This is a genomic window from Streptomyces montanus (genome assembly GCF_005786655.1).
Taxonomy (GTDB): domain Bacteria; phylum Actinomycetota; class Actinomycetes; order Streptomycetales; family Streptomycetaceae; genus Streptomyces; species Streptomyces sporangiiformans.
The window spans coordinates 188100-210872 of sequence record NZ_VBZC01000010.1 but is presented as its reverse complement, the minus strand read 5'-3'; the positions used below and the strand labels follow the sequence as shown (position 1 = coordinate 210872).

General features: G+C 70.7%; 20 protein-coding genes. 7 read left to right on the top strand and 13 right to left on the bottom strand.

All coding sequences use genetic code 11. The features are described 5' to 3' along the window. Window positions 1-3: 3 nt before the first annotated feature. The 12 genes from FE633_RS11675 to FE633_RS11615 all read right to left on the bottom strand — a co-directional run bounded on the left by FE633_RS11675 (window position 4) and on the right by FE633_RS11615 (window position 12825). The gene (locus FE633_RS11675; RefSeq protein ID WP_425473171.1) at window positions 4-1347 is read right to left on the bottom strand and encodes a M20/M25/M40 family metallo-hydrolase; all 1344 of its coding nucleotides are present in this window, start codon (window positions 1345-1347) and stop codon (window positions 4-6) included. A gap of 52 nt (window positions 1348-1399) precedes the next feature. Continuing rightward, complete coding sequence (locus tag FE633_RS11670) at window positions 1400-2236, bottom strand: M55 family metallopeptidase (protein ID WP_138045055.1); 837 nt, start codon at window positions 2234-2236, stop codon at window positions 1400-1402. Window positions 2237-2331: 95 nt separating this feature from the next. Further along, window positions 2332-3021, bottom strand: a complete 690-nt coding sequence (locus tag FE633_RS11665; RefSeq protein WP_138045054.1) for a GntR family transcriptional regulator — start codon at window positions 3019-3021, stop codon at window positions 2332-2334. A 24-nt stretch (window positions 3022-3045) separates the two neighbouring features. Continuing rightward, window positions 3046-4047: a proline racemase family protein gene (locus tag FE633_RS11660; protein WP_138045053.1), complete on the bottom strand. Its 1002-nt coding sequence runs from the start codon at window positions 4045-4047 to the stop codon at window positions 3046-3048. Between the two features lie 11 nt (window positions 4048-4058). After that, window positions 4059-4955: a dihydrodipicolinate synthase family protein gene (locus FE633_RS11655; protein ID WP_138045052.1), complete on the bottom strand. Its 897-nt coding sequence runs from the start codon at window positions 4953-4955 to the stop codon at window positions 4059-4061. Window positions 4956-4971: 16 nt separating this feature from the next. Further along, window positions 4972-6453, bottom strand: a complete 1482-nt coding sequence (locus tag FE633_RS11650; protein WP_138045051.1) for an FAD/NAD(P)-dependent oxidoreductase — start codon at window positions 6451-6453, stop codon at window positions 4972-4974. Next, the gene (locus FE633_RS11645; protein WP_246113562.1) at window positions 6446-6802 is read right to left on the bottom strand and encodes a (2Fe-2S)-binding protein; all 357 of its coding nucleotides are present in this window, start codon (window positions 6800-6802) and stop codon (window positions 6446-6448) included. The genes FE633_RS11650 and FE633_RS11645 overlap by 8 nt, the downstream gene beginning before the upstream one ends. After that, window positions 6799-7968, bottom strand: a complete 1170-nt coding sequence (locus FE633_RS11640; protein WP_138045050.1) for an NAD(P)/FAD-dependent oxidoreductase — start codon at window positions 7966-7968, stop codon at window positions 6799-6801. The genes FE633_RS11645 and FE633_RS11640 overlap by 4 nt, the downstream gene beginning before the upstream one ends. A 166-nt stretch (window positions 7969-8134) precedes the next feature. Then, complete coding sequence (locus tag FE633_RS11630) at window positions 8135-8857, bottom strand: class I SAM-dependent methyltransferase (RefSeq protein ID WP_138045048.1); 723 nt, start codon at window positions 8855-8857, stop codon at window positions 8135-8137. 270 nt (window positions 8858-9127) lie between these two features. After that, window positions 9128-11563 carry an ATP-binding SpoIIE family protein phosphatase gene (locus FE633_RS11625; RefSeq protein ID WP_138045047.1) on the bottom strand — a complete coding sequence of 812 codons (2436 nt, stop codon included), beginning with the start codon at window positions 11561-11563 and terminating at the stop codon, window positions 9128-9130. Window positions 11564-11888: 325 nt separating this feature from the next. After that, window positions 11889-12332: an SRPBCC family protein gene (locus FE633_RS11620; RefSeq protein WP_138045046.1), complete on the bottom strand. Its 444-nt coding sequence runs from the start codon at window positions 12330-12332 to the stop codon at window positions 11889-11891. A 103-nt stretch (window positions 12333-12435) separates the two neighbouring features. Then, window positions 12436-12825: a VOC family protein gene (locus tag FE633_RS11615; RefSeq protein ID WP_138045045.1), complete on the bottom strand. Its 390-nt coding sequence runs from the start codon at window positions 12823-12825 to the stop codon at window positions 12436-12438. Window positions 12826-13039: 214 nt separating this feature from the next. Between FE633_RS11615 and FE633_RS11610 the strand changes: the two genes are divergently transcribed. The 4 genes from FE633_RS11610 (at window position 13040) to FE633_RS11595 (ending at window position 17046) form a co-directional block, all read left to right on the top strand. Further along, window positions 13040-14071: an Rv2578c family radical SAM protein gene (locus FE633_RS11610; protein WP_138045044.1), complete on the top strand. Its 1032-nt coding sequence runs from the start codon at window positions 13040-13042 to the stop codon at window positions 14069-14071. A gap of 321 nt (window positions 14072-14392) precedes the next feature. Then, window positions 14393-15979 carry an alpha/beta hydrolase gene (locus tag FE633_RS11605; RefSeq protein WP_138045043.1) on the top strand — a complete coding sequence of 529 codons (1587 nt, stop codon included), beginning with the start codon at window positions 14393-14395 and terminating at the stop codon, window positions 15977-15979. A gap of 125 nt (window positions 15980-16104) precedes the next feature. Then, window positions 16105-16500, top strand: coding sequence for a RidA family protein (locus FE633_RS11600; RefSeq protein ID WP_138045042.1), 396 nt, complete (start codon window positions 16105-16107; stop codon window positions 16498-16500). Between the two features lie 9 nt (window positions 16501-16509). Continuing rightward, window positions 16510-17046 (top strand): GNAT family N-acetyltransferase, encoded by a 537-nt coding sequence (locus tag FE633_RS11595; protein ID WP_138045041.1) that lies wholly within the window; start codon window positions 16510-16512, stop codon window positions 17044-17046. A 159-nt stretch (window positions 17047-17205) separates the two neighbouring features. Here the strand turns inward: FE633_RS11595 and FE633_RS11590 are convergent, their stop codons facing one another. After that, window positions 17206-17796, bottom strand: a complete 591-nt coding sequence (locus tag FE633_RS11590) for an adenylosuccinate lyase (RefSeq protein ID WP_138045040.1) — start codon at window positions 17794-17796, stop codon at window positions 17206-17208. A gap of 414 nt (window positions 17797-18210) precedes the next feature. On the opposite strand from FE633_RS11590, the gene FE633_RS11585 reads away from it, so the two are divergent. The 3 genes from FE633_RS11585 (at window position 18211) to ccrA (ending at window position 22763) form a co-directional block, all read left to right on the top strand. Continuing rightward, the gene (locus FE633_RS11585; protein ID WP_138045039.1) at window positions 18211-20016 is read left to right on the top strand and encodes a 3-hydroxyacyl-CoA dehydrogenase family protein; all 1806 of its coding nucleotides are present in this window, start codon (window positions 18211-18213) and stop codon (window positions 20014-20016) included. 139 nt (window positions 20017-20155) lie between these two features. Continuing rightward, on the top strand, window positions 20156-20968 hold the full coding sequence (locus FE633_RS11580) for a TetR family transcriptional regulator (protein ID WP_246113561.1): 813 nt from the start codon (window positions 20156-20158) through the stop codon (window positions 20966-20968). A gap of 457 nt (window positions 20969-21425) precedes the next feature. Then, the gene (ccrA, locus tag FE633_RS11575) at window positions 21426-22763 is read left to right on the top strand and encodes a crotonyl-CoA carboxylase/reductase (RefSeq protein ID WP_138045037.1); all 1338 of its coding nucleotides are present in this window, start codon (window positions 21426-21428) and stop codon (window positions 22761-22763) included. Window positions 22764-22773 lie beyond the last annotated feature (10 nt).

Genomic DNA, 22773 nt, shown 5'->3' with positions numbered 1-22773 from the left:
TTCCTAGGCCGTGCGCAGAAAGCGGTCGAGGACGCGGACACCGAAGTGCAGCGCCTCGACCGGCACACGCTCGTCAACACCGTGGAACATGGCCTGGTAGTCGAAGCCCTCGGGGAGCTTCAGCGGCGAGAATCCGTATCCGGTGATGCCGAGGCGCGAGAACTGCTTGGCGTCCGTGCCGCCCGACATGCAGAACGGCACGACATGTCCCTCGGGCGCGAACTCCTCGACGGCGGCGCGCATCTTCGCGTACGTCGGCGAGTCCACCGGCGCCTGGAGCGCCACCTCCCGGTGGTGGAACTCCCACTCCACGTCGGGTCCCGTGAGCCGGTCGAGTGTCGTGCGGAACTCGTCCTCGGTGCCGGGCAGATACCGGCCGTCGACGTGGGCGACGGCCTCTCCCGGAATCACATTGATCTTGTAACCGGCGTTCAGCATGGTGGGGTTGGCACTGTTGCGCACGGTGGGCTCGACGAAGGCGGCGGCCGGGCCGAGCTTTCCGAGGAGTCCGTCCACGTCATCGAGGTCGGGCTCGACGCCGTACAGCGCGGCGAGTTCGGTGAGCGCCGCGCGGACCGTCGGGGTGAGCCGCACGGGCCACTCGTGGGCGCCGATCCGCGCGATCGCGGCGGCGAGGCGCGTCACCGCGTTGTCCCGGTTCACCTTGGAGCCGTGTCCGGCCCGGCCGCGGGCGGTGAGCTTCAGCCAGCCGGTGCCGCGCTCACCGGCCGCGATGGGATACAGCTGCCGGCCGGCGCCGTCGTGGAAGGTGTACGCCCCGGACTCGCTGACGCCTTCGGTGCAGCCCTCGAAGAGCTCCGGATGGTGGTCGGCGAGGAAGCCCGAGCCGTCCTCGGCGCTCGCCTCCTCGTCCGCGGTGAAGGCGATGACGAGGTCACGTCGGGGGCGTACGCCGTCGCGTGCCCATTGGCGTACGACCGCGAGGATCATCGCGTCCATGTTCTTCATGTCGACCGCGCCCCGCCCCCAGACGACCCCGTCGCGGATCTCCCCGGAGAACGGGTGCACGCTCCAGTCCTCGGCCTGCGCGGGTACGACGTCCAGGTGACCGTGGACGAGCAGCGCGTCCGCGGACGGGTCGGAGCCCTCCAGGCGCGCGACGACGTTCGTACGCCCCTTCGTGCGCTCCAGAAGCGTCGGCTCCAGGCCCGCCTCGGCGAGCCGGGCGGCGGCGTACTCGGCGGCGGGCCGCTCCTGGCAGTCCCCGCCCCCGCGGTTGGTCGTGTCGATACGGATCAGGTCGGAGGTGAACTCGACGACCTCGTCGCAGGCCTCCGCCAGGTCTCGGTGAGCCAGGTCCGGGTCGGCCACGTCTCGATGAGCCACGTCGCGGTGAGCCACCTCTCGGTCAGCGTTGCTCCGGTCAGCGTTGCTCCGGTCAGCCATACTGCTCCTCCACGGCGGCCGAGGCGATCGTGGTGACCGCCTTGAAGGTGCGGATGCCCTCGTACATGGTCGCGCCGGTGTACGCGACCTTCCGCTCCCCGATCCGTTCCACACCCGGCACGACGGTGGCCGCCATGGCCAGGTGCTCGGCGTCGAACTCGACAGCCACGGTGAACGGGCCGCCTTCCACGGGCTCGTGCCGTACGGCCAGTCGGGTCGCCTCCTTCGCCGCCGCGCGGATGTCGGACGCCGTCCGCGCGGGGGTGCGGCACACCGCCGCATACCGCGAGACATGGTCCTTGACGGCGACCTTCAGTGCCTCGGGCGCATAGCCGAGCGCGTCCTCGCAGGCCACGTCGTCGCCGGTGACAAGGACGACGGGTACCCCGTACTCGGCGACGACATGCGCGTTGAGCAGGCCCTCACTGGCGCGTACATCGTTGATCCACACGCCCGTGATCGAGTTGGCGAGATACGTGTGCGCGAGTACGCCCTCCATGCCGGCGCCCGCGTGATACCCGACGAACGCGATGCCGTCGACGTCCCCGTGCTGCACGCCCTCCACCATGGACAGCGTCTTGTGCCGCCCGGTGAGCATCTGCGCCCGCTCGTCCAGCCGCTCCAGAAGCAGATTGCGCATGGTCCAGTGGGCCTCGTTGATGAGGACCTCGTCGGCGCCGCCGTCGAAGAACCCGAGCACGGCGGCGTTCACGTCCGAGGTGAACATCGACCGGCAGCGCTCCCACTGAGGTGTTCCGGGCAGCACGTCGGCCGGCCAGGTCACGCCGGTGGCGCCCTCCATGTCGGCGCTGATGAGGATCTTTACCATGCACCAGTTGTATCGCAGACGGGAGGACGCCCACAGTGCGCGCGGTCAGCCGGAAGGCCCCGCCGTAACCTCTGCCGGCCCCGCCGGCCGCGGTGTCATCGTGCGGCCCACAGGCCCCGTACATGCCCGAGGTGCCGGGTCATGACGGCGCGTACCGCCTCCTCGTCGCGGGTGATGAGCGCGTCGAGGATCTCCAGATGCTCCCTGGCGGATTCCTCCAGAAGACCCGCCTTCGCCAGCGCGTGCAGACCGTAGAGACGCGAGCGCTTGCGGAGGCCGCCGACGACCTCGACCAGGTGCTCGTTGCCCGCGAGGGCGAGCAGGCCGAGGTGGAAGCGGATGTCCGCCTCGACATGCGCGATGAGGTCGCCCGCCGCGGCGGCCGTGACGGTCTGCTCGGCGGCGGGACGCAGCGCCTCCAGGGCGGCGGGGTCGGCGGTGGCGGCCAGCTCCGCGGTCGTGGGGATCTCGATGAGCGAGCGGATGTGGGTGTACTCGTCGAGTTGCTTCTCGGAGACGGTGGTGACCCGGAACCCCTTGTTCGGCACGGTGTCGACCAGGCCTTCCTTGACGAGGTCGAGCATCGCCTCGCGCACCGGCGTCGCCGAGACGCCGAAGCGTGCGGCGAGGGCCGGCGCGGAGTGGACCTCGCCCGGACGCAGTTCGCCCGCGATCAGCGCGGCCCGCAGGGCGTCGGCGACCCGCTCGCGGTAGTTGGGCTTCTTGCCGCCCAGCGTGGGCAGGACGGGTGCGGCGGCGGAGGTGCTGGTGCGCGGGGCGGACATCGGGGCTCCTTGTGACGACAGGGCTCAGAGGATGAACCCGGCCGGGAACGGGTCGGACGGGTCCAGCAGGTACTGGGCGGTGCCGGTCACCCAGGCTCGGCCGGTGAAACTGGGCAGCACGGCGGGGTTCCCGGCGACTTCGGTGGTTCCCAGGAGCCGCCCGGTGAACCGCGTCCCGATGAAGGACTCGTTCACGAACTCGGTGTGCAGGGGCAGTTCGCCGCGCGCGTGCAGCTGCGCCATACGGGCACTGGTCCCTGTACCGCAGGGTGAGCGGTCGAACCAGCCGGGGTGGATCACCATCGCGTGCCGCGAGTGCCGGGCCGTCGCGCCGGGTGCGACCAGGTGCACGTGGTGGCAGCCGTGGATCGAGGGGTCCTCGGGATGGACGGGCTCCTGCTCCGCGTTGATGGCTTCCATCAACGAAAGCCCGGCGGCGAGGATCTCGTCCTTGCGCGCCCGGTCGAAGGGCAGCCCGAACTGGTCGAGCGGCAGGATCGCGTAGAAGTTCCCGCCGTACGCCATGTCGTAGGTCACCGTCCGCCCATCGGCCAGCGTGATCTTGCGATCGAGACCGACGGAGAAGGACGGGACGTTCTGGAGGGTGACGGCCTTGGCGGCCCCGCCCTCCACCGCGACCTCGGCGACGACGAGACCGGCCGGGGTGTCGAGGCGGATCGTGGTGACCGGCTCGACGACCTCCACCATGCCCGCCTCGACGAGCACGGTGGCCACGCCGATCGTGCCGTGCCCGCACATGGGCAGATAGCCGCTGACCTCGATGTAGATGACCCCGTAGTCGCAGTCGGGGCGGGTGGGCGGTTGCAGGATCGCACCGCTCATCGACGCGTGACCACGCGGCTCGTTCATCAGCAACTGCTTGATGTCGTCGCGGTGTTCACGGAAGTGGAGGCGGCGCTCGTTCATGGTGGCGCCCGGGCTGGTGCCGATCCCGCCGGTGATCACCCGGGTCGGCATGCCCTCGGTGTGCGAGTCGACGGCGTGCAGGACGAGTTTGCTGCGCATGACCAGCCTCCTTATGCGAGCCCCGCCGCGAGGGCCTTCTCGGTGGCGGCGCGGATCACGGCCTCCTGCTCGGGCAGCAGAGGGACCCGCGGCGGGCGGCATCGCCCGCCGTGGCGGCCGACGATGTCCATGGACAGTTTGATGGCCTGCACGAACTCGACCTGGGAGTCCCAGCGCAGCAGCGGGTGCAGCTGCCGGTAGAGCTGCTGGGCGGTGGCGAGGTCGCCTCGTGCGGCCGCGTGGTACAGCTCGACGGTCGCGGCGGGCAGCGCGTTCGGGTAACCAGCGACCCAGCCCTTGGCGCCCGCGAGGGCGAGTTCGAGCAGCACATCGTCGGCGCCGATCAACAGGTCGAGTTCCGGGGCGAGTTCGGCGATGCGATAGGCACGGCGCACATCGCCGGAGAACTCCTTGACCGCGTGGATGTACCCCTCGCCGTGCAGCTTCGCGAGCAGCTCCGGCACCAGGTCGACCTTCGTGTCGATCGGGTTGTTGTACGCCACGACCGGTACGGCCGCCTTCGCGACCTCCGCGTAGTGAGCGAGGACCGAGCGCTCGTCGGCGCGGTAGGCGTTCGGCGGCAGCAGCATCACGGACGCGCAGCCCGCGTCACGTGCCTGCTCGGCCCAGCGGCGGGCCTCGGCGGAGCCGTACGCGGCGACGCCGGGCATGACGCGCTGCCCGCCGATCGTGGCGACCGCGGTCTCGACGACCTTGGCCCGCTCCTCGGGGGTGAGCACCTGGTACTCGCCGAGCGAGCCGTTCGGTACGACGCCGTCGCAGCCGTTCTCGACGAGCCAGGCGCAGTGCTCGGCGAACCCGTCGTAGTCGACGGAGAGATCGTCGTCGAGGGGCAGGGCGGTGGCGACGAGGACACCGCGCCAGGGGCGGTTCTCGGTGACGGTCATGAGCGGTCCCATCCGATCAGTAGGCGGTGACATTTCCCTGGTCGTCGGTCTCTCCGGCCCGTGCCAGCACACCGAGCGGCACGGGTCGGGCGAACGGCCGTCGCGACGGCTCCGGCACGCACCCGGCGAGCCCGGCCACCGCCGGACCGCACATCCGGCCCTGGCACCAGCCCATCCCGGCCCGGGTCAGCAGCTTCACGGTGCGTACGTCACCCGCGCCGAGCTCGTCGACGGCCTCCCGGATCTCGGAGGCCGGGACTTCCTCGCAGCGGCACACGACGGTGTCGTCGGTGATCTGCTCGGTCCAGTGGGCGGGCGGGGCGTAGACGGCTTCGAGGGCAGCGAAGAACGTCCGCAGTCCCGTACGGGCCTTGGCGGCCGCTTCGTACGAACGTACATCGGGCGTACGGGAGTTGAGTCGGGCCGCGATCGAGAGGCCCGCGATCCTGCCCTCGGCCAGCGACAGCACGGCGCCTCCGATCCCGGTGGTCTCCCCGGCCGCCCAGACGCGCGGCACATCGGTGCGCTGCTCGTCGTCGACGGCGACGTTCAGTCCGTCGAGACGGCAGCCGAGGGCCTGAGCGAGGTCGGTGTGCGGCAGCATGCCGTGGCCGACGGCGAGGCTGTCGCAGGGGATGCGCCGCTCGGTGCCGGGCCGGACCCGCCCGTCGCCGTCGAGAGCGGCGACGGTCACGGCTTCGAGCCGGCCGCCTCCGTGCGCGGCGACGACGGTGTGGCGGACGAGAGTACGCACCCGGTGCCGTGCCAACTCGGCCGCGTACTGGGCGCCTTCGGCGAGCTTGGCGGCGCTCGTGGCGGGCTGGGCGGCGAGTGTCCTGGCGTGCCGTACGAAGGCTCTTGGGTCGGCGGACTCGACCAGCGCGGCGACCTTCGCCCCGGCCGCCGCGAGCCCGGCGGCCACCGGCATCAGCAGCGGCCCGGTCCCGGCCACCACGGCGGTACGCCCCGGCAGCACGAGCCCGCCTTTCAGCATGGCCTGCGCCCCGCCCGCGGTGACCACTCCGGGGAGGGTCCAGCCCGGGAACGGCAGGACCTTCTCGTACCCGCCGGTGGCCAGGAGCACCGCATCGGCACGGACGGCCACGGGCTGTTCCTGCTCCGGACCGAGAAGAGCGTGCACGGTGAATCCGCCGGCACCGTCCGCGGCCCGTCCCGGGCTGTCGGCACCGTCCGCGCCCTGGGGCGCGTCATGGCGTTCCACGAACCAGACATGGTGATCCGTCAGATGAGTGATGCGCCCTGCCTCGATGTGTGCCGCGAGGTTGTCCCGGAGCCGTTCCCAGGTACGCCACTGGTGGTGCAGGGCTTGCGGGCGGCGGGCACCGAGCGCCGCGGCGGTCTGGCGGTAGAACTGACCGCCCGCCTCCGCCGCGGAGTCGATCAGGGTCACGCGCACACCGCGCCCGGCGGCGGCGAGCGCGGCCGCGAGCCCGGCAGGGCCCGCGCCGACCACCGCGAGGTGCGGTCGCTCAGTCATGGTGACCTGTCCCTTCCTGCGTGCGGATCACGTCGCCGGCCTCCGCCCGTACCAGACAAGCCCGTTGGTTCACCCGTCCGTTGACGGTCACCAGGCAGTCGAAGCAGACGCCGATGCCGCAGAAGACACCGCGCGGCTCGCCGCTCTCCCGGGTCGTACGCCAGGAGGTGATGCCCGCGGACCAGAGCGCGGCGGCGATCGTCTGACCGGGGAGGGCGGTGATCTCGCGGTCGTCGAAGGTGAGGGTGAAGGCGGGGTCCGGCCGGGCCCGGACCAGTTCCAGTGGCGACTGCGGCGACTGCGGCGACTGCCGGGACAGCGGGGACAGGGGCGACCGTCGGGATGTCACACACCCTCCTCGGAGAAGCGGTCGGGACGGAACAGGGTGAGGTCGAGATCAGGGCTCTTCTCCGTCAGCGCCTGGGCGATCAGGTGCCCGGTGCCCGTGGCGAGTCCGATCCCGGCTCCCTCGTGCCCGCACGCGTGGAAGAGACCGGGCACCCGCGCGTCGGGCCCGATCGCGGGCAGATGGTCGGGCATGTAGGGGCGGAAGCCGAGGTAACCGCGCATCGCCCGGACCCTCGACAGGAAGGGGAACAAGCGGGTCGCCCCCGCCGCCAGCGCCCGCGCGACCGGCAGCGAGAAGGAGCGGTCGAAGCCGACCCGCTCCCGGCTGGACCCGATCAGCACCGGCCCGGCGGACGTCCCCTCCACCACCGGCGAGGTCTGCAGCGCCGCCGAGTCGCTGGCCACGTCGGCCACATAGTCCGCGGCGTACACCTTGTGGCGCACCGTGCGCGGCGGCAGCGGTTCGGTGACGAGGACGAAGCCGCGCCGGGGAAGCACCGGCAGGGACGTCCCGGCGAGTGCGGCCAGCTCTCCGCCCCAGGTGCCGGCCGCGTTCACGACCGCCGGGGCGTGGATGTCGCCCTGCGGCGTACGCACTCCGCGCACCGCCCCGTCCGTCGTGCGCAGCACCTCCGTGACCGGCCGGCCCGTCCGCAGCGAGGCGCCCGCCCCACGCGCGAGACGTACGAGATGGGCTGCGGCCAGGGTCGGCATCACCTGGGCGTCCTGCGGGTAGAGCACACCGCCCGCGAGTCCCTTCACCAAGTGCGGCTCCACATCGTGGAGTTCGTCGGGCCCGAGTGGCACGGTCTCCACTCCGGCCGCGCGCTGCCGGCCGGCGAGTCCCTCCAGAGCCGAGAGTCCCGCCGCCCCTGAGGCGACGACAACACCGCCCTTGACGTCGTACTCGATCGCCTCCGCCACCCCGGGCTCGGCGGCGACATCGGCCCACAACCGCCCGGACAGCAGGGCGAGTTCGAGTTCGGGCCCCGGCTCCTTGTCGGACACCAGCACATTGCCCTCACCGGCACCGGTCGTACCGCCGGCCACCGGGCCACGGTCCACGAGAACGACTTCCAGGCCCGCCCGGGCCGCGTACAGGGCACTGGCCGCCCCCACCATTCCGGCTCCGACGACCACGACATCGCAGGTCAGTCGCTTGGTCACATCAGTACCATGTCACATATTTCTGTAGGTGCCAAGGGCTTCCGCACCCGGCAGGGCGGTCAGCGGGACGCGGGTCCACCCGGTGCGCTCGGTGTACCGGGCGCACCCGATGCACCCGGTGCACCCGGTGCGCCCGGTGCGCCCGGTGCGCCCGGCCCGAGTGGCCTCAGGTCCGCCCCACCACCAGCCACTTCGACGGCAGCTCGATCCGGGTACCGTCGGCCCGGTACTCCGTGGTGACGAGGGGCAGTTCGCCGCTCGCGAGGACGGTGAGGCCGGCGGCGCGCACATACTCCGGCACCGCCTCGTCGGCCACCGCGGCGGGCGCGAGGCCGTGCCGGAACACGGGCGCGAGTTTGGCGGGCGGGCCCTCGGGACGCTGCGCGAGGCCGCGCAGCACGGGCCCGGCGGCCTCGGCGAGTTCGACGAGGAAGGCGCGACCGCGCTCGCCCACCAGGGCGGCGACGCCGTCGACGAGCGGCTGCCGGTCGTCGGGCTCGCACTGGTGGAGTACGCCCCGCACATAGACGTTCGTGTCACCCAGTTCGGCGTGCAGCGTCTCGGCCTCGTTCTTCTCGGCCGCGTCGATGAGGCGGTAGGCGGCCTGACCCGCCCGGTCGGCGAGCCGGGCGTGGTCGAGGGCGGCGGCCGACAGGTCGGCGCCGACGACCTGCGGGTAGCGGTCGGCGAGGAAGCGGGTCTGGGTGCCGTTGCCGCAGCCGAGGTCCACGAAGGGCAGGCCCGGAGCCCTCAAGTACGGTTCCAGCAGCCCGAGATGGACGCCGACGGTGAGGGCGGGCTCGGCGTCCCAGATGACCGCCCCCGGCTCGTCGGAAGCCTCCCGCCAGAACCCCTCCCAGGCCTCTCTGTACCGAGTCGTCACGCTCATGCCAGCTCCCCAGGGTGCGACGGCGCCCGCCGAAAGCGGCGGCCCCGTTCGGTCTACCGCGCTCCGAGTCGGGCGACAAGCAGAGTTGCCGAAGTCCGGTGCGGCACCGTGTCCCGTATGGGGCGCGCGGCTGTGACATATGCGCCCCTGCCACGTGGGCGTAACCGGCGCCCCGTAAGGGGCGCGGGGCATTGACATATGCGGCTCCGCCGCGTGGGCGCGACCAGCCACAACCAACCGGCAGCTTGGAACCGCCCAGCCGGCGGAGCGCTATGGCAAGGTCAACTCGAACCACACGGTCTTGCCCGAGGCGGTGCGGCTGGTCCCCCACTCGCGGGCCAGCCGGCTGACCACGCGCAGGCCGCGCCCGAACTCGTCGGCCGGGCCCGCGCTGAGGAGCGTCGGCAGGGTGTGGTCGTCGTCGTCCACCTCGCACAGCAGCGTGTCCCCGCGGACCAGGCGTAGCTCGATCTGCCGGCTGCGGGAGTGGCGCACGGCATTGGTGACGAGCTCGCTGACCATCGACTCGGCCGGGTCGGCCAGGGAGTCGAGGCCCCACTCGTGGAGCTGCTCGCGGACCACGGCGCGGGCCCTGCCGGCCTCGATGGGTTCGAGCGCGATCCGCCAGGTGGCGACGTCCTCGGGTGCGATGCCGCTGAGCCGGGCCATCAGGAGCGCCACGTCGTCCTTGCGGCCGCCGCGTGTGTTGAGGGCGCGGATGATGGTGTCGCAGGCGTCGTCCATGGAGGCGGCCGGGTGGGCGGCGGATTCGCAGAGCGTGGCGAGCCCGACGCCGATGTCCTCGCCGCGTACCTCGACCAGGCCGTCGGTGCACATCACCAGCCGGTCGCCGGGCGAAACCCGCACCAGTACGGACTCGAAGGGGACCCCGCCGACCCCGATGGGCGCGCCCGTCGGCAGGTCGAGCAGATCACTGCGCCCGTCCTCGGCGCGGACCAGCACCGGTGGTATGTGGCCCGCGTTGGCGATGTGCAGCTCGCTCGCGATGGGGTCGTACACCGCGTACAGGCAGGTCGCGAGGTAGTGCTCGCCGAGGCGTTGCGCCAAGTCGTCGAGGTTGCGAAGGAGTTGGGCGGGCGGCAGGTCCAGGGCCGCCATGGTCTGTACGGCGGTGCGTAACTGGCCCATCATCGCGGCCGAGTTGAGGCCGTGGCCCATCACGTCGCCGACGACCAGCGCCGTGCGCGAGCCGGGCAGTTTCACGGAGTCGAACCAGTCGCCGCCGACCCGCCCCAGCAACGTACCCGGCAGATAGCGGGTCGCGATGTCGCCGCCCGGCATGCGAGGCGCGATGTGCGGGAGCATGCTGTCCTGGAGAGTTTCGGCGACGCTCTCCTGGTAGGTGTACATGCGCGCGTTGTCGAGCACGAGCCCGGCGCGGGCGGCGAGTTCGGCGCCCGTGACGCGGTCCATGTCGTTGAACTCGACGCGCTCGGGGTGGCGCAGCAGGATCATGAAGCCGAGCACCACGTTGCGGGCCTTCAGGGGCACGACGAGCATGGAGCGGTGGGTGATGAGGGGCCGGATGTCGCGCTTCTCGAACTGCGCGGCGATGGCGTGTCCCATCTGCTCGCCGATGCGCGGCACGAGGACCGGTTCGCCGGTGGTCATGCACTGGAAGAACGGTGTGTGCGCCGGGAACGGCATGGCCTCGCCGACGGGCACGACGTCGTCCCAGCGGCCCGGCTCGTCCGTGTGCTCCACGGCGACGCGGTGCCACATGGTGGTCGTGTCGGGCACACCGTCGGGGAAGCCCTCTCCGGCGACGACCTGTTCGCGCAGATAGGTCCCGGCGACATCGGTGAAGCGCGGCACCACGGCCTTGCTGACCTCGATGATGGTGCGGGACAGGTCGAGCGAGCTGCCGATGCGCCCGCTGACCTCGTTGAGGAACTCCAGCCGCTCGCGTACCGCGGCGTACTCGAGGTCCTCGCCGTCGTCCTTGAAGTCCTCGAAGCCCTCGAAGTCCTCGAAGCCCTCGGGCAGGGGCTCACCGGACGCCGCGGCCCTGGCCGCGCGCTCCCTGCGCGCCTTGCGCTCGGCCCGTCGGGGCACACCCCAGTCGGGCGTGACCGGCACCCGGTCGTTCTGGCTGAACTCGAGTACGGGGTAGCCCAGTTCGAGGACCTGCGCGACGATGCGGGCGCTGTCGTCGACGCTCATGCCGGGCATGATCTCGGGCAGTCTGCGGGCGAGTTCCTCGGCGCCGGGGAAGTCGGTGTGCAGCGCGAAGCCGGGTGCGACGCGCTCGGCGGCACCGCTCCCGTCGGCGTCGGCGCGGCGCAGTCCGCCCGCGTCGGCGGCCAGCACCAGGAGCCGCTCCCGTCCGGGGCCCACCAGCGGATACGCCCACCACAGGACATCGAGCCGGTCGCGGTGCGGCGCCGACAGCCGCGCGCGGCCGGCCGCCGGGTAGGAGAGCCGTCCGTCGAGGGACGACTCGAGGTCGGGGCCGAGTCCGTCGTAGGCGGCGTACGCCGCGTACGACTGGGTCTCGTCCTCCTCGGGCAGGGCGCCGGACACCGGAAGCAGATCGACGGCCACGCGACCGACGGCCTCCTCCTTCGCTGCCCCGAACAGCCGCCGGGCGCCCTGGCTCCAGTGCGAGACCAGGCCGTCACGATCGACGACGATCACGGCCAGCGGGATGCGACCAGCCGCGCCCAGCTCGGTGCCATGGTCCATGGCCGAGGCCCTCTCTCCCCACAGGTCCGCAAGATCTGCGCCACCACCACGGTACGGGTGCGTAGGGTCGCCGTGTGTGCCAATGCGGGAATTGCCTCCGGCGCACGCCCCTTCCGGGGCGCGGGGCCGTGACCGGTGGGAGCCTTACGCCGTATGGCGCCGTACGGCTGAGCCGTAGCGAAAACCACTCGAAACGGTGAGCTGGGGAATCACTCGCCGGGCCACCTGCGCGCGGACCCGGCGAGCGATCTGCCGACCTGCCGGCCTGCCGGCCTGTCGGCCTGTCGGCCTGTCGGAGGGTCGGCCTGTCGGTCTGCGAGGAGGGCTACTTCTCCACCTCGGTGGCGAGCTTCGCGAGCACCGCGTCGTAGATCCGGGCGAGCCCCTTGGGGGCGAAGGTCTTCTCGAAGAAGCCGCCGATGCCGCCGGCGCCGTTCCACACGGTGGTGACGACGACGCGGGCCTTGCCCTCGCCGGCCGGGGTGACCCGCCAGGTGGTGACCATCGAGGAGTTGCGGTCCTTCTCGACGAGCTCGCCGTCGGTGGGCTCGGTCACCTCGAGCAGGCAGTCACGGACGCGCTTGCTGGTGGCCTGGAGCTTCCAGTGGACGAGGGTGCCCTCGCCATCGCCGCCCTCGCGCACCTCGTACTCGCTGAAGTGCTCGGGCAGAAGCTTCGCGCGCGTGCCGCTGTAGTCGGCCAGAGCATCGAAAACGTCGTCCGGCTGAGCGGCTACGACTCGCTCCGTGGTGGCCTCGACCTGCGCCATTGCGTTCCTCCAGCACTTGGACTCTCGGGGGTTCACGGTCAGCCAACCACCACGCGGCCGAGCCGCCCAAATCGGGGTCCCCTCCGAGGGCCGAAGGTGACGGTCAGGGACGGCGGCCCGCAAGGACGCAGAACTCGTTCCCCTCCGGGTCGGCAAGTGTGACCCAGCTCTCATCTCCGGTTTGGCCGACGTCGGCGTGTCGAGCACCCAGGTCGAGCAGGCGACGGACCTCTTCGCCTTGCTCCCTGTCGGTCGGGTTGACGTCGATGTGGAGCCTGTTCTTGACGGTCTTGCCCTCGGGCACGCGAGCGAATGTCAACGTCGGTGGCACTGGGCCAAGGCGGTTCTTGCCTTCAGGCACCACAGGGGAGCCAATGATGACAATTCCGTCGTCTTCGTCCTGCACCTCGTAGTCAAGGACCGAGCACCAGAACTGGGCGAGACCGTTGGGATCGGCACAGTCGATCGCAAGCTCGGTGAACTTACTGGCCATGTCAGGACCTCCCACGATGGTGGCGCGGTGGAGATGTTCGCACTTCAGCGTGCCGAAGAACCGCTCGACTGCGCCATTGGTTTGTGGGCTCCTCACCCGTGTGCGGACGTGACGCCCCCTCAGCTCAACCCCCTCCCGGAAAGTTTGACTCCCTCCAGGCACGATCAAGGGAACATGTGTTCTATTCTGTGGCCAGTGCTATCGAGGAGGCGTCATGCGCTGGGAGAACCTCACAGTGGTGGCCGGCGAAAATCCGCCGGAGAACGCCGCGCTGTTCGGCGCGGACGCGGTCACCACCCGAACCTTCGACACCCCGGAGTTCCGCGGGATCACCTTCCACGAGATCCGGGCCCGGTCGATCGTGAACCGGGTGCCGGGCGCCTCGCGCATGCCCTTCGAGTGGACGGTCAACCCCTATCGGGGCTGCACGCACGCGTGTGTCTACTGTTTCGCCCGCAAGACCCACAGCTATCTGGACCTCGACACGGGCCTCGGCTTCGACAGCCAGATCGTGGTGAAGGTGAACGCGCCGGAGCTGCTGCGCCGCCAGCTGGGCTCACGGCGCTGGCACGGCGAGCACATCGCGATGGGCACCAATGTCGACTGTTACCAGCGGGCGGAAGGCCGGTACCAGCTCATGCCCGGCATCATCGCGGCCCTGCGCGACCATGCGAACCCCTTCTCGATCCTGACGAAGGGCACCCTGATCCTGCGCGACCTCGACCTCCTGAAGCAGGCCGCGGCCGTCACCGAGATCGGGATATCCGTCTCCGTGGGCTTCACGGACCAGGAGCTGTGGCGGACCGTCGAACCGGGCACGCCCGCCCCCGAGCGCCGCCTGGACGTCGTGCGCACCCTGAGCGAGCACGGCATCGGCTGCGGGGTCCTGATGGCTCCGGTGATTCCCTTCCTGAGCGACCAGGCGCCCCAACTGCGCGCCACCGTAAGGGCGATCGCGGCCTCAGGCGCGACCTCGGTGACCCCGCTCGTGCTGCATCTGCGACCGGGCGCGCGTGAGTGGTTCATGAGCTGGCTGGGACACCATCACCCGCATCTGGTGCGCCGTTACGAACGGCTGTACGCGGAGGGCGCGTACGCCCCGAAGTGGTACCAGCGCCGGATCACCCGCCAGGTGCACGAGCTGGCCGAGGAGTTCGGCATCGGTCCCACGCGCGCGGGGATGCCGCGCAGGATCCCCGCTCCCGAGCCGGCGGTCCCGGGCCCGACCCAACTCACGCTGCTGTGAGCGAACCCGCGCCTCCCGGGCCCCGTCGTGCGTGGCCCCGTCACCCCTGGCCCTTCCCTCTGGCCCTCACTCCCTGACGTCCTGACGTTCACTCGCTGACGTTCACTCCCTGACCCTTCCTCACCAACCTTTCCTCCCTGCCTCCTTCTCCCCGCCTCCTTCTCCCTGCTCCGACCAGGTCGTTTGCCCGCATCTGGGGGCATCGCGCTGCCCGATCCGGTCAACTCTTGTCAGAACCAGCCCCTTCGGGGCCCCCTTTCCGGGACGATGCGGCGAGGCCGTGGTGTGCACGGCTCGAACTCCTCCGTCCTGGGAGGCCTGATGAAGAAGAGAGCAGCCGCTCTGTGCGGTGTCGCCGCCGTGGTGGCCGGGATGATCACCGCGGTGCCCGCCGAAGCGAACGCGGGCTCCGCCACCGCACAGCGCACCACCCAGTCCGCCGACTCGGCGAGGCTCACCTGGAAGAAGTGCGGCACCGAGGACTATCCGACGCTCCAGTGCGCGTCCCTGAAAGTGCCGCTCGACCACTCGAATCCGCGGGGCAAGAGCATCACGCTCGCGCTGTCGCGCGTTCCCCACACCTCGAAGACGTATCAGGGACCGCTGCTGGTGAACCCGGGCGGTCCCGGCGGCAGCGGTCTCACGCTCGCCGGGTTCGTCGCCTCCTCGCTGCCGAAGGAGGTGGCGGCGCAGTACGACGTCATCGGCTTCGACCCACGCGGCGTCGGCGCGAGCGAACCCGCCCTCGACTGCAAGCCGGGGCACTTCTCGCCGGTCCGCCCCGACTCCGTACCGACCACCTGGTCAATCGAGCAGGCCAACCTCAACCGGGCGCGGGGCTTCGCCCGGGCCTGCGGCACGAAGTACGCGGACCTGCTGCCGTACATCGACACGGTGAGCGCGGTCCAGGACATGGACTCGATCCGGCTGGCGCTCGGCGCGAAGAAGCTCAACTACTTCGGGTACTCGTACGGCACCTACCTCGGCGCCGTGTACGCCAAGCTCTACCCGGAGCGCGTGCGGCGTCTGGTGCTCGACTCCATCGTCGACCCCACCGGTGTCTGGTACGACGACAACCTCGCGCAGGACTACGCCTTCAACTCCCGCCACCAGGCCTTCATGGCATGGGTCGCCAAGCACGACGCGACCTACAAGCTCGGCACCGATCCGGACAAGATCGAGGCCAAGTGGTACGCGATGCGGGCGGCACTGGCCAAGAACCCCGCGGACAAGACGGTGGGCGCCTCCGAACTGGAGGACACCTTCCTCCCCGGCGGCTACTACAACGGCTACTGGCCGTATCTCGCCGAGGCGTTCGCGGCCTACGTGAACGACAAGAACGACGACCCGCTGGTCCAGGCGTACGAGAACTTCGCCGCGGTCGACGCCGCGGGCGACAACGGCTACAGCGTCTACACCTCGGTGCAGTGCCGTGACGCGGCGTGGCCGCGCAGCTGGAACCAGTGGCGCGTCGACAACTGGGCGGTGCACGCGAAGGCGCCGTTCATGACCTGGAACAACGCCTGGTACAACGCGCCCTGCGCGTTCTGGCCGGTGGACACGCTCGAACCCGTGGACGTCTCCAACCACTCGGTGCCGCCGGCGCTGCTGTTCCAGGCGACCGACGACGCGGCCACTCCGTACGAGGGCGGTGTCACGGTCCATCACCTGCTGCGCGGCTCCAGCCTGGTGGTCGAGCAGGGCGGTGGGAACCACGGCATCACGCTGGGCGGGAACACCTGCCTGGACAAGCACCTGGCGACGTATCTGGCCACCGGCAAGGTCCCGCGCGGCGGCGGCGAGGCAGACGCGGTGTGCGAGGCGCTGCCCGACCCGGAGCCACAGAGCGCGAAGCCCTCGGCCTCGCGCGGCGCGACGCTGCACGGGCTGCTCGGTTACCGCGGCTGACCCGGTCCGCCGCTGAACACCTGAATCGGCCGCTCGGCTCCCGAGGCCGGACCTCGGAAGCCGGGCGGCCACCGTTCGCCGTCGGCCGGGGCGGCGTTGTCAGTGCCATGGTCCACGATGGAGCCATGACCGAACTGACTCGCATCTCCGCCCCGGAAGGGGTCGCCCCCGCTGCCGCGTACACGCACGTCGTCATGGGCACGGGCCGTTTCGTGGCGATCTCGGGGCAGCTCGCGCTGGACGAGGACGGCAAGCTCGTCGGTGAGGACGACCCCGCGGCCCAGGCCCGCCAGATCTTCGAGAACCTGCGCCGGTGCCTGATCGCGGCCGGGGCCACGTTCGACGACGTGGTCAAACTGACGTTCTTCGTCACGGACATGGCGTACATGCCGGCCGTCCGCGCGGCCCGCGACGCGCACATATCCGCCGACCGCCTACCGGCCGCCTCGGCCGTACAGGTCGCCGCCCTGGTCCGCCCGGAGTTCCTGATGGAGATCGAGGCGTACGCGGTGCTGTCCTAGGGTTCCGCCATGGACTCCCCCTTCCACATCCGTGAGATGAGCCTGGCCGACTGCGACCGCGTGGCCGAGATCCGGGTGCGCGGCTGGCAGAGCGCCTATGCGGGGATGATCCCGCAGTCGTACCTCGACGGGCTCGACGCGGCGGACGAGGCCCCACGCCACCGGACTCGCTTCGAGCAGGCCGCGAAGGGCGTCGTCGACCTGGTGGCGGAATGGAACGGCGAGGTCGTGGGCTGGGCGTGTCACGGACCGTACCGGGACGGTGAAGTCCGCACCGAGGACGCCGAGTTGTACGCGATCTACGTGCACCCCGACCGGATCGCCCACGGCGTGGGCGGCGCCCTGCTGCGAGAGTCCACACTCCGCTGCGCCGCCGCCGGTCACCCCCGGATGCTGCTCTGGGTCCTGAAGGAGAACAAAAGCGCCCGCCGCTTCTACGAACACGCCGACTTCACCCCGGACGGCACGGAGGAACCCTTCGACGTGGAGGGCGTGGCGATACCCGAGGTGCGTTACGTCCGTGCTTTGGGAGGTTTTCGCGGGTGAGTGGGGGGCGCCCCTTCAGGGGCGCGGGGAACTGCGCGACCAGCCACAACGGACCCGCAGCCGTACTGCAACCTGAGTCGGGGGGCCTGGGGGCGCAGCCCCCGGTTTCGGGAAGGGGCGGGTTTGGGGAAAGGAACCCACCAACAGCAACGCGCAGCGCTACCGCGGCGAGCGAGGCGCAGGCAGCCGCTTCAACGCCCCGGCCGCCACCTGGGCGAGCGACGGGTGTGCGAGAGCCTCGTTCAGAACGGGACGCGCGCGTTCGTCACCCAGGGCGCCAAGCCCCTCGACACAGGCGATCGCCACCCTGCGATACGGATCGTGCGGCCGGAAGCGGCGCGCCAGCGTGGTGATCAGCGCGGGCACGGCCTCGGGAGCACGCAGCTCCACAAGGAGCCGTACCGGATGAAGGGCGTAGGCGACCCGGAGTTCATTGGTGGCGAGCGCGGCCGCCGCGCGGGCGGTACGCGGATCGCCGAGCCGGGCCAGCGCGTACGCGGCCGACGCACAGCGCTGCGGATCGCGGTGGTTGAGCAGCAGGACGAGCGCCTCGAAGGCCCGCCGGTCCCCGGCGAGTCCGAGCCGGAAGGCGACCAGTTCCCGCGCCCACAGCGGCTGTCCGGGTGCGGTGAGCACGGCGGCCAGCTCATCGAGGTCGCCGGTCGCGACAAGTCGTTCGTACGAGGAAGACGCAGCCGCGCCCGCCTCGTTCCGTAAGCGGTGGGTGAGCGATCGCAACTCTTCGTCCATGACCCGAGCCTATCGGCGACGTACGTCACAGAACTCCCCCTTGCACGCGGACTGGCGCGCTCGTTACCCGCGAGTTAAGCTCAATCGAGCGAGTTACCCACTCGTGCATCTGCTTGCGGTGGCCTGGTGACGCAGCCACCGTGAGTGTCAGTCGGTTCGGTACTTCGTGTACCGCGTGACGACACGGCTCCGGGACAGGGCCGGTCGGTCTTCTTCATCGCCTCGTGGGCCCGCACGTTCGCCCACGAACGGCGCGCCGGGCGTGTGCGCTTCGTAGCCCGGACCAGTAGCCCGGAACACCCGCAGATCCCGCATCCTCGCAACTCCCGTTCTGTGTACGCCTGTCGGCGTATCCGGACGTGTCAGTCGCGTCGGATGCGTCCCTCAGTCGTCACTCATTCCAGGAGTCCCGCGATGGCCACTCCCCTGTCCGACACCCCTCTGTCCCCGCTCAAGACCGTCGCCGTGGTCGGCCTCGGCACGATGGGCACCGGCATCGCCGAAATCCTGACCCGGGCCGGCCGCGAGGTCATCGGCATCGACATCAGCGAGGCCGCCGCCGCCCAGGCCGTCACCACGCTCGAAGCCGCGACAGCCCGTGCCGTGCGGCGCGAGCGTCTCACCGAGCGGGAGCGCGACGAGGTCCTGGCGCGCCTCCGCACCTCCACCGATCTGCGGGCCGCCGCCGACGCCGACCTGGTGATCGAGGTGGCCCCGGAGTCGTACGAGATCAAGCAGCAGATCTTCCGCGCACTCGACGACATCGTGCGCCCGGAGACGATCCTGGCGACCGGCACCAACGCCCTGTCCGTGACGCGGCTCGCCGCCGACTCGGCCCGCCCCGAGCGCGTCCTCGGCCTGCACTTCTTCAACCCGGCCCCCGCGATGAGGCTGGTCGAGGTCGTCTCGTCCGTGCTGACCGCGCCGGGCGCCGTCGCCGCCGTCACCGAGCTCGCCCTGGAACTCGGCAAGGAGCCCGTCGCCGTCGGCGACCGCCCCGGCTTCGTCGCCGACGGGCTGCTCTTCAGCTACCTCAACCAGGCGGCGGCGATGTACGAGGCGAAGTACGCCAGCCGCGAGGACATCGACGCCGCCATGAAGCTGGGCTGCGGCCTGCCCATGGGCCCGCTCGAGCTGCTCGACCTCGTCGGCATCGACACGGCGCGCACGGTCCTGGAGGCCATGTACGCCGCCTCGCACGACCGGCTGCACGCGCCCGCGCCCCTCCTCAAGCAGCTCAGCGAGGCGGGCCTGACCGGCCGCAAGTCGGGGCGCGGCTTCTACACGTACGACGCCCCGGGCAGTGCGACCGTCGTGCGGGACGCGCTGACGCCGCTGGAGGGCGCCGCGCTCACCCCCGGCCGCACCGTCCGCTCGGTCGGCGTGGCGGGCTCCGGCACCATGGCGTCCGGAATCGCCGAGGTCTTCGCGAAGGCCGGGTACGAGGTCGTGCTCGCCGCGCGCAGCGAGGAGAAGGCACAGGCCGCGAAGGCCCGTATCGGCAAGTCGCTTTCGCGCTCTGTCGACAAGGGCAGGCTCAGCGCCGAGGCCGCCGCCCAGACCCTGGAGCGGATCACACCGTCGGGTTCGTACGACGCCTTCGCCGACGTCGATCTGGCACTGGAGGCCGTCGCCGAGGACCTGGAGATCAAGCAGCAGCTGTTCGCGGTGTTCGACAAGGTCTGCAAGCCCGGCGCGATCCTTGCCACGACCACCTCCTCGCTCCCCGTCGTCGCCTGTGCCCGCGCCACCTCGCGGCCCCAGGACGTGATCGGCATGCACTTCTTCAACCCCGCCCCGGCGATGAAGCTGGTCGAGGTCGTCCGGACCGTCCTGACGGCGGACGACGTGCACGCCACGGCCCGCGAGGTCTGCGCGAAGATCAAGAAGCATCCGGTGGACTGCGGCGACCGGGCGGGCTTCATCGTCAACGCGCTGCTGTTTCCGTACCTGAACAACGCGGTCAAGATGGTCCAGGAGCACTACGCCTCGCTCGACGACATAGACGCCGCGATGAAGCTCGGCGGCGGCTATCCGATGGGCCCGTTCGAGCTCCTGGACGTGGTCGGGCTCGACGTCTCGCTGGCCATCGAGAAGGTTCTGCACCGCGAGTTCCGCGACCCTGGCCTGGCCCCGGCGCCACTGCTCGAGCACCTGGTGGCCGCGGGCTGCCTCGGCCGCAAGACCGGCCGCGGCTTCCGCGAATATGCGCGGCACTGAGCGGCCCGGCGACCGGTCCACGGACCGCGCGGACTGGGGCGGACTGCTCGATCCGCCCGATGCCCCTCCCCCCGCCCCGGGCGGGGGGAGACCCGGCAGTCATGAGCATTCCCCTGCGCAGATGCAGTACGTTCGGGGCATGTCCCAGCCCGCCAAGTCCTCCCGTACACCAGCTACGTCCGACGCTCCCGAAAGTGCCGCGGGCAGCCGCGCCGCCGCCCAACGCCTCAAGATGCGCCGAGAGCTGGCGGCCGCGGCGATGGAACTGTTCTCGACCAAGGGCTACGAGGCGACGACCGTCGACGAGATCGCCGCCGCGGCAGGAGTCGCCCGGCGCACCTTCTTCCGGCACTTCCGCTCCAAGGAAGAGGCGATCTTCCCCGATCACGACGACACGTTGATCCGGGCCGAGGCGGTGCTGAATGCCGCGCCGGCGCACGAGCATCCGCTCGACACCGTGTGCCGCGGCATCAAGGAAGTCATGAAGATGTACGCGGCCCGCCCGGAGATCTCGGTGTCGCGCTACAAGCTCACGCGCGAGGTGCCCACCCTGCGGGAGGCGGAGATCGCGTCCGTGGCGCGGTACGAGCGGCTCTTCACGCGCTATCTGCTGGGACATTTCGACGAGCACGCCCATCACGACGGCAACGACGATCCGCTGCTCGCGGAGGTCGCCGCGTCCGCGGTGGTCACGGCCCACAACCACGTGCTGCGGCGGTGGCTGCGGGCCGACGGGCAGGGGGATGTCGAGGCTCAGCTCGATCACGCCTTCGCCATCGTCCGGCAGACCTTCGGGACGGGGATCGGAGCGGGGCGCGACTCCGCGCCCGCGCCCCGCCCGGCACCGGCCTCCGTCGCGTCGCAGGGTGAGGTGCTGGTGACCGTGGCCAGGACCGACGCGCCGCTCGACGAGGTGATGAAGACGATCGAGCACGCCCTGAAGAACCGCTGACCCGCCCCACTACGCCTGGCCCCCTCTCCGAGAACGCGCACGCCGTCCCGGCTCCTCCGGGACGGCGTGCGCGTTCTCTGCGCCTCCTGGGACCGGCGGACCGGCGGACCGGCGGGGCCCCGCCCGTAACCGATCGATCATCGCTCATTTGTTAACGCCAAATGACAGATGAGAGAAACTTTTGGCACTCGGTGCCTTGCGGGGTGACACGGCGTGCCATACGTTGGAGTAGTCCGGGCGGCCGGCGTGCAGAGCACCTTCGTACGTCGGCTGTCCCCGCAAGCCTCCCCAGGCGAGCGCGCCCGGACGCCTGCGTCACAGGCAACCTTCCGCGCCACAAAGCGCTGCCAGCTCCACCTTCGCCGAACCGACGGCACGCCTCACACCAGCAGCAACCCACCCCGACGTACCCCTCAAGCGTTCCCCTCGGAGCGCTCGCTTCGCCGGAGGCAACACCGTGAAGGAAATCCTGGACGCGATTCAGTCGCCGGAGTCCACCTCCGCCGACTTCGCCGCACTGCAGCTGCCCGACTCGTACCGCGCGGTCACCGTGCACAAGGACGAGACGGAGATGTTCGCGGACCTCACCACCCGCGACAAGGACCCCCGCAAGTCACTGCACCTGGACGACGTGCCGGTGCCGGAGCTCGGCCCCGGCGAGGCCCTGGTGGCCGTCATGGCCTCCTCGGTCAACTACAACTCGGTGTGGACCTCGATCTTCGAGCCGATGGCGACCTTCGGCTTCCTGGAGCGCTACGGAAAGCTCAGCGAGCTCACCAAGCGCCATGACCTGCCGTACCACATCATCGGCTCCGACCTCGCGGGCGTCGTCCTGCGCACCGGCCCGGGCGTCAACGCCTGGCAGCCCGGTGACGAGGTCGTCGCGCACTGCCTGTCCGTCGAGCTGGAGTCCTCCGACGGCCACAACGACACCATGCTCGACCCCGAGCAGCGCATCTGGGGCTTCGAGACCAACTTCGGCGGCCTGGCGGAGATCGCACTCGTCAAGTCCAACCAGCTGATGCCGAAGCCGGATCACCTGAGCTGGGAGGAGGCTGCCGCTCCGGGGCTCGTGAACTCGACCGCCTACCGGCAGCTGGTGTCCCGCAACGGCGCCGACATGAAGCAGGGCGACAACGTGCTGATCTGGGGCGCGAGCGGTGGACTCGGCTCGTACGCCACACAGTTCGCGCTCGCGGGCGGCGCCAACCCCATCTGCGTCGTGTCCTCGCCCCAGAAGGCGGAGATCTGCCGCTCGATGGGCGCCGAGGCGATCATCGACCGCACCGCCGAGGACTACAAGTTCTGGCAGGACGAGCACCATCAGGACCCCCGCGAGTGGAAGCGCTTCGGCAAGCGCATCCGTGAGCTGACGGGTGGTGAAGACGTCGACATCGTCTTCGAGCATCCCGGCCGCGAGACCTTCGGCGCATCCGTCTACGTCACGCGCAAGGGCGGCACCATCGTCACCTGTGCGTCCACCTCGGGCTACAACCACGAGTACGACAACCGCTACTTGTGGATGTCCCTGAAGCGCATCATCGGCTCGCACTTCGCCAACTACCGCGAGGCCTGGGAGGCCAACCGGCTCATCGCGAAGGGCAAGATCCATCCGACGCTCTCCAAGGTGTACAGGCTGGAGGAGACCGGGCAGGCCGCGTACGACGTGCACCGCAACCTCCACCAGGGCAAGGTCGGCGTGCTCGCGCTGGCCCCGCGCGAGGGGCTCGGCGTGCGTGACGAGGAGAAGCGCGCCCTGCACATCGACGCCATCAACCGCTTCCGGAACATCTGAGGGAGCAGGG

Bases quoted from the DNA above. Each gene is read 5' to 3' on its own strand.
- FE633_RS11610 (WP_138045044.1), top strand. From the start codon at position 13,040: ATGCGCTGGGAGAACCTCACAGTGGTGGCCGGCGAAAATCCGCCGGAG.
- FE633_RS11605 (WP_138045043.1), top strand. From the start codon at position 14,393: ATGAAGAAGAGAGCAGCCGCTCTGTGCGGTGTCGCCGCCGTGGTGGCC.
- FE633_RS11620 (WP_138045046.1), bottom strand. From the start codon at position 12,332: ATGGCGCAGGTCGAGGCCACCACGGAGCGAGTCGTAGCCGCTCAGCCG.
- FE633_RS11650 (WP_138045051.1), bottom strand. From the start codon at position 6,453: ATGACTGAGCGACCGCACCTCGCGGTGGTCGGCGCGGGCCCTGCCGGG.
- FE633_RS11600 (WP_138045042.1), top strand. From the start codon at position 16,105: ATGACCGAACTGACTCGCATCTCCGCCCCGGAAGGGGTCGCCCCCGCT.
- FE633_RS11665 (WP_138045054.1), bottom strand. From the start codon at position 3,021: ATGTCCGCCCCGCGCACCAGCACCTCCGCCGCCGCACCCGTCCTGCCC.
- FE633_RS11590 (WP_138045040.1), bottom strand. From the start codon at position 17,796: ATGGACGAAGAGTTGCGATCGCTCACCCACCGCTTACGGAACGAGGCG.
- FE633_RS11585 (WP_138045039.1), top strand. From the start codon at position 18,211: ATGGCCACTCCCCTGTCCGACACCCCTCTGTCCCCGCTCAAGACCGTC.
- FE633_RS11615 (WP_138045045.1), bottom strand. From the start codon at position 12,825: ATGGCCAGTAAGTTCACCGAGCTTGCGATCGACTGTGCCGATCCCAAC.
- FE633_RS11595 (WP_138045041.1), top strand. From the start codon at position 16,510: ATGGACTCCCCCTTCCACATCCGTGAGATGAGCCTGGCCGACTGCGAC.
- FE633_RS11625 (WP_138045047.1), bottom strand. From the start codon at position 11,563: ATGGACCATGGCACCGAGCTGGGCGCGGCTGGTCGCATCCCGCTGGCC.
- FE633_RS11660 (WP_138045053.1), bottom strand. From the start codon at position 4,047: ATGCGCAGCAAACTCGTCCTGCACGCCGTCGACTCGCACACCGAGGGC.
- FE633_RS11580 (WP_246113561.1), top strand. From the start codon at position 20,156: ATGTCCCAGCCCGCCAAGTCCTCCCGTACACCAGCTACGTCCGACGCT.
- FE633_RS11655 (WP_138045052.1), bottom strand. From the start codon at position 4,955: ATGACCGTCACCGAGAACCGCCCCTGGCGCGGTGTCCTCGTCGCCACC.
- FE633_RS11630 (WP_138045048.1), bottom strand. From the start codon at position 8,857: ATGAGCGTGACGACTCGGTACAGAGAGGCCTGGGAGGGGTTCTGGCGG.
- FE633_RS11670 (WP_138045055.1), bottom strand. From the start codon at position 2,236: ATGGTAAAGATCCTCATCAGCGCCGACATGGAGGGCGCCACCGGCGTG.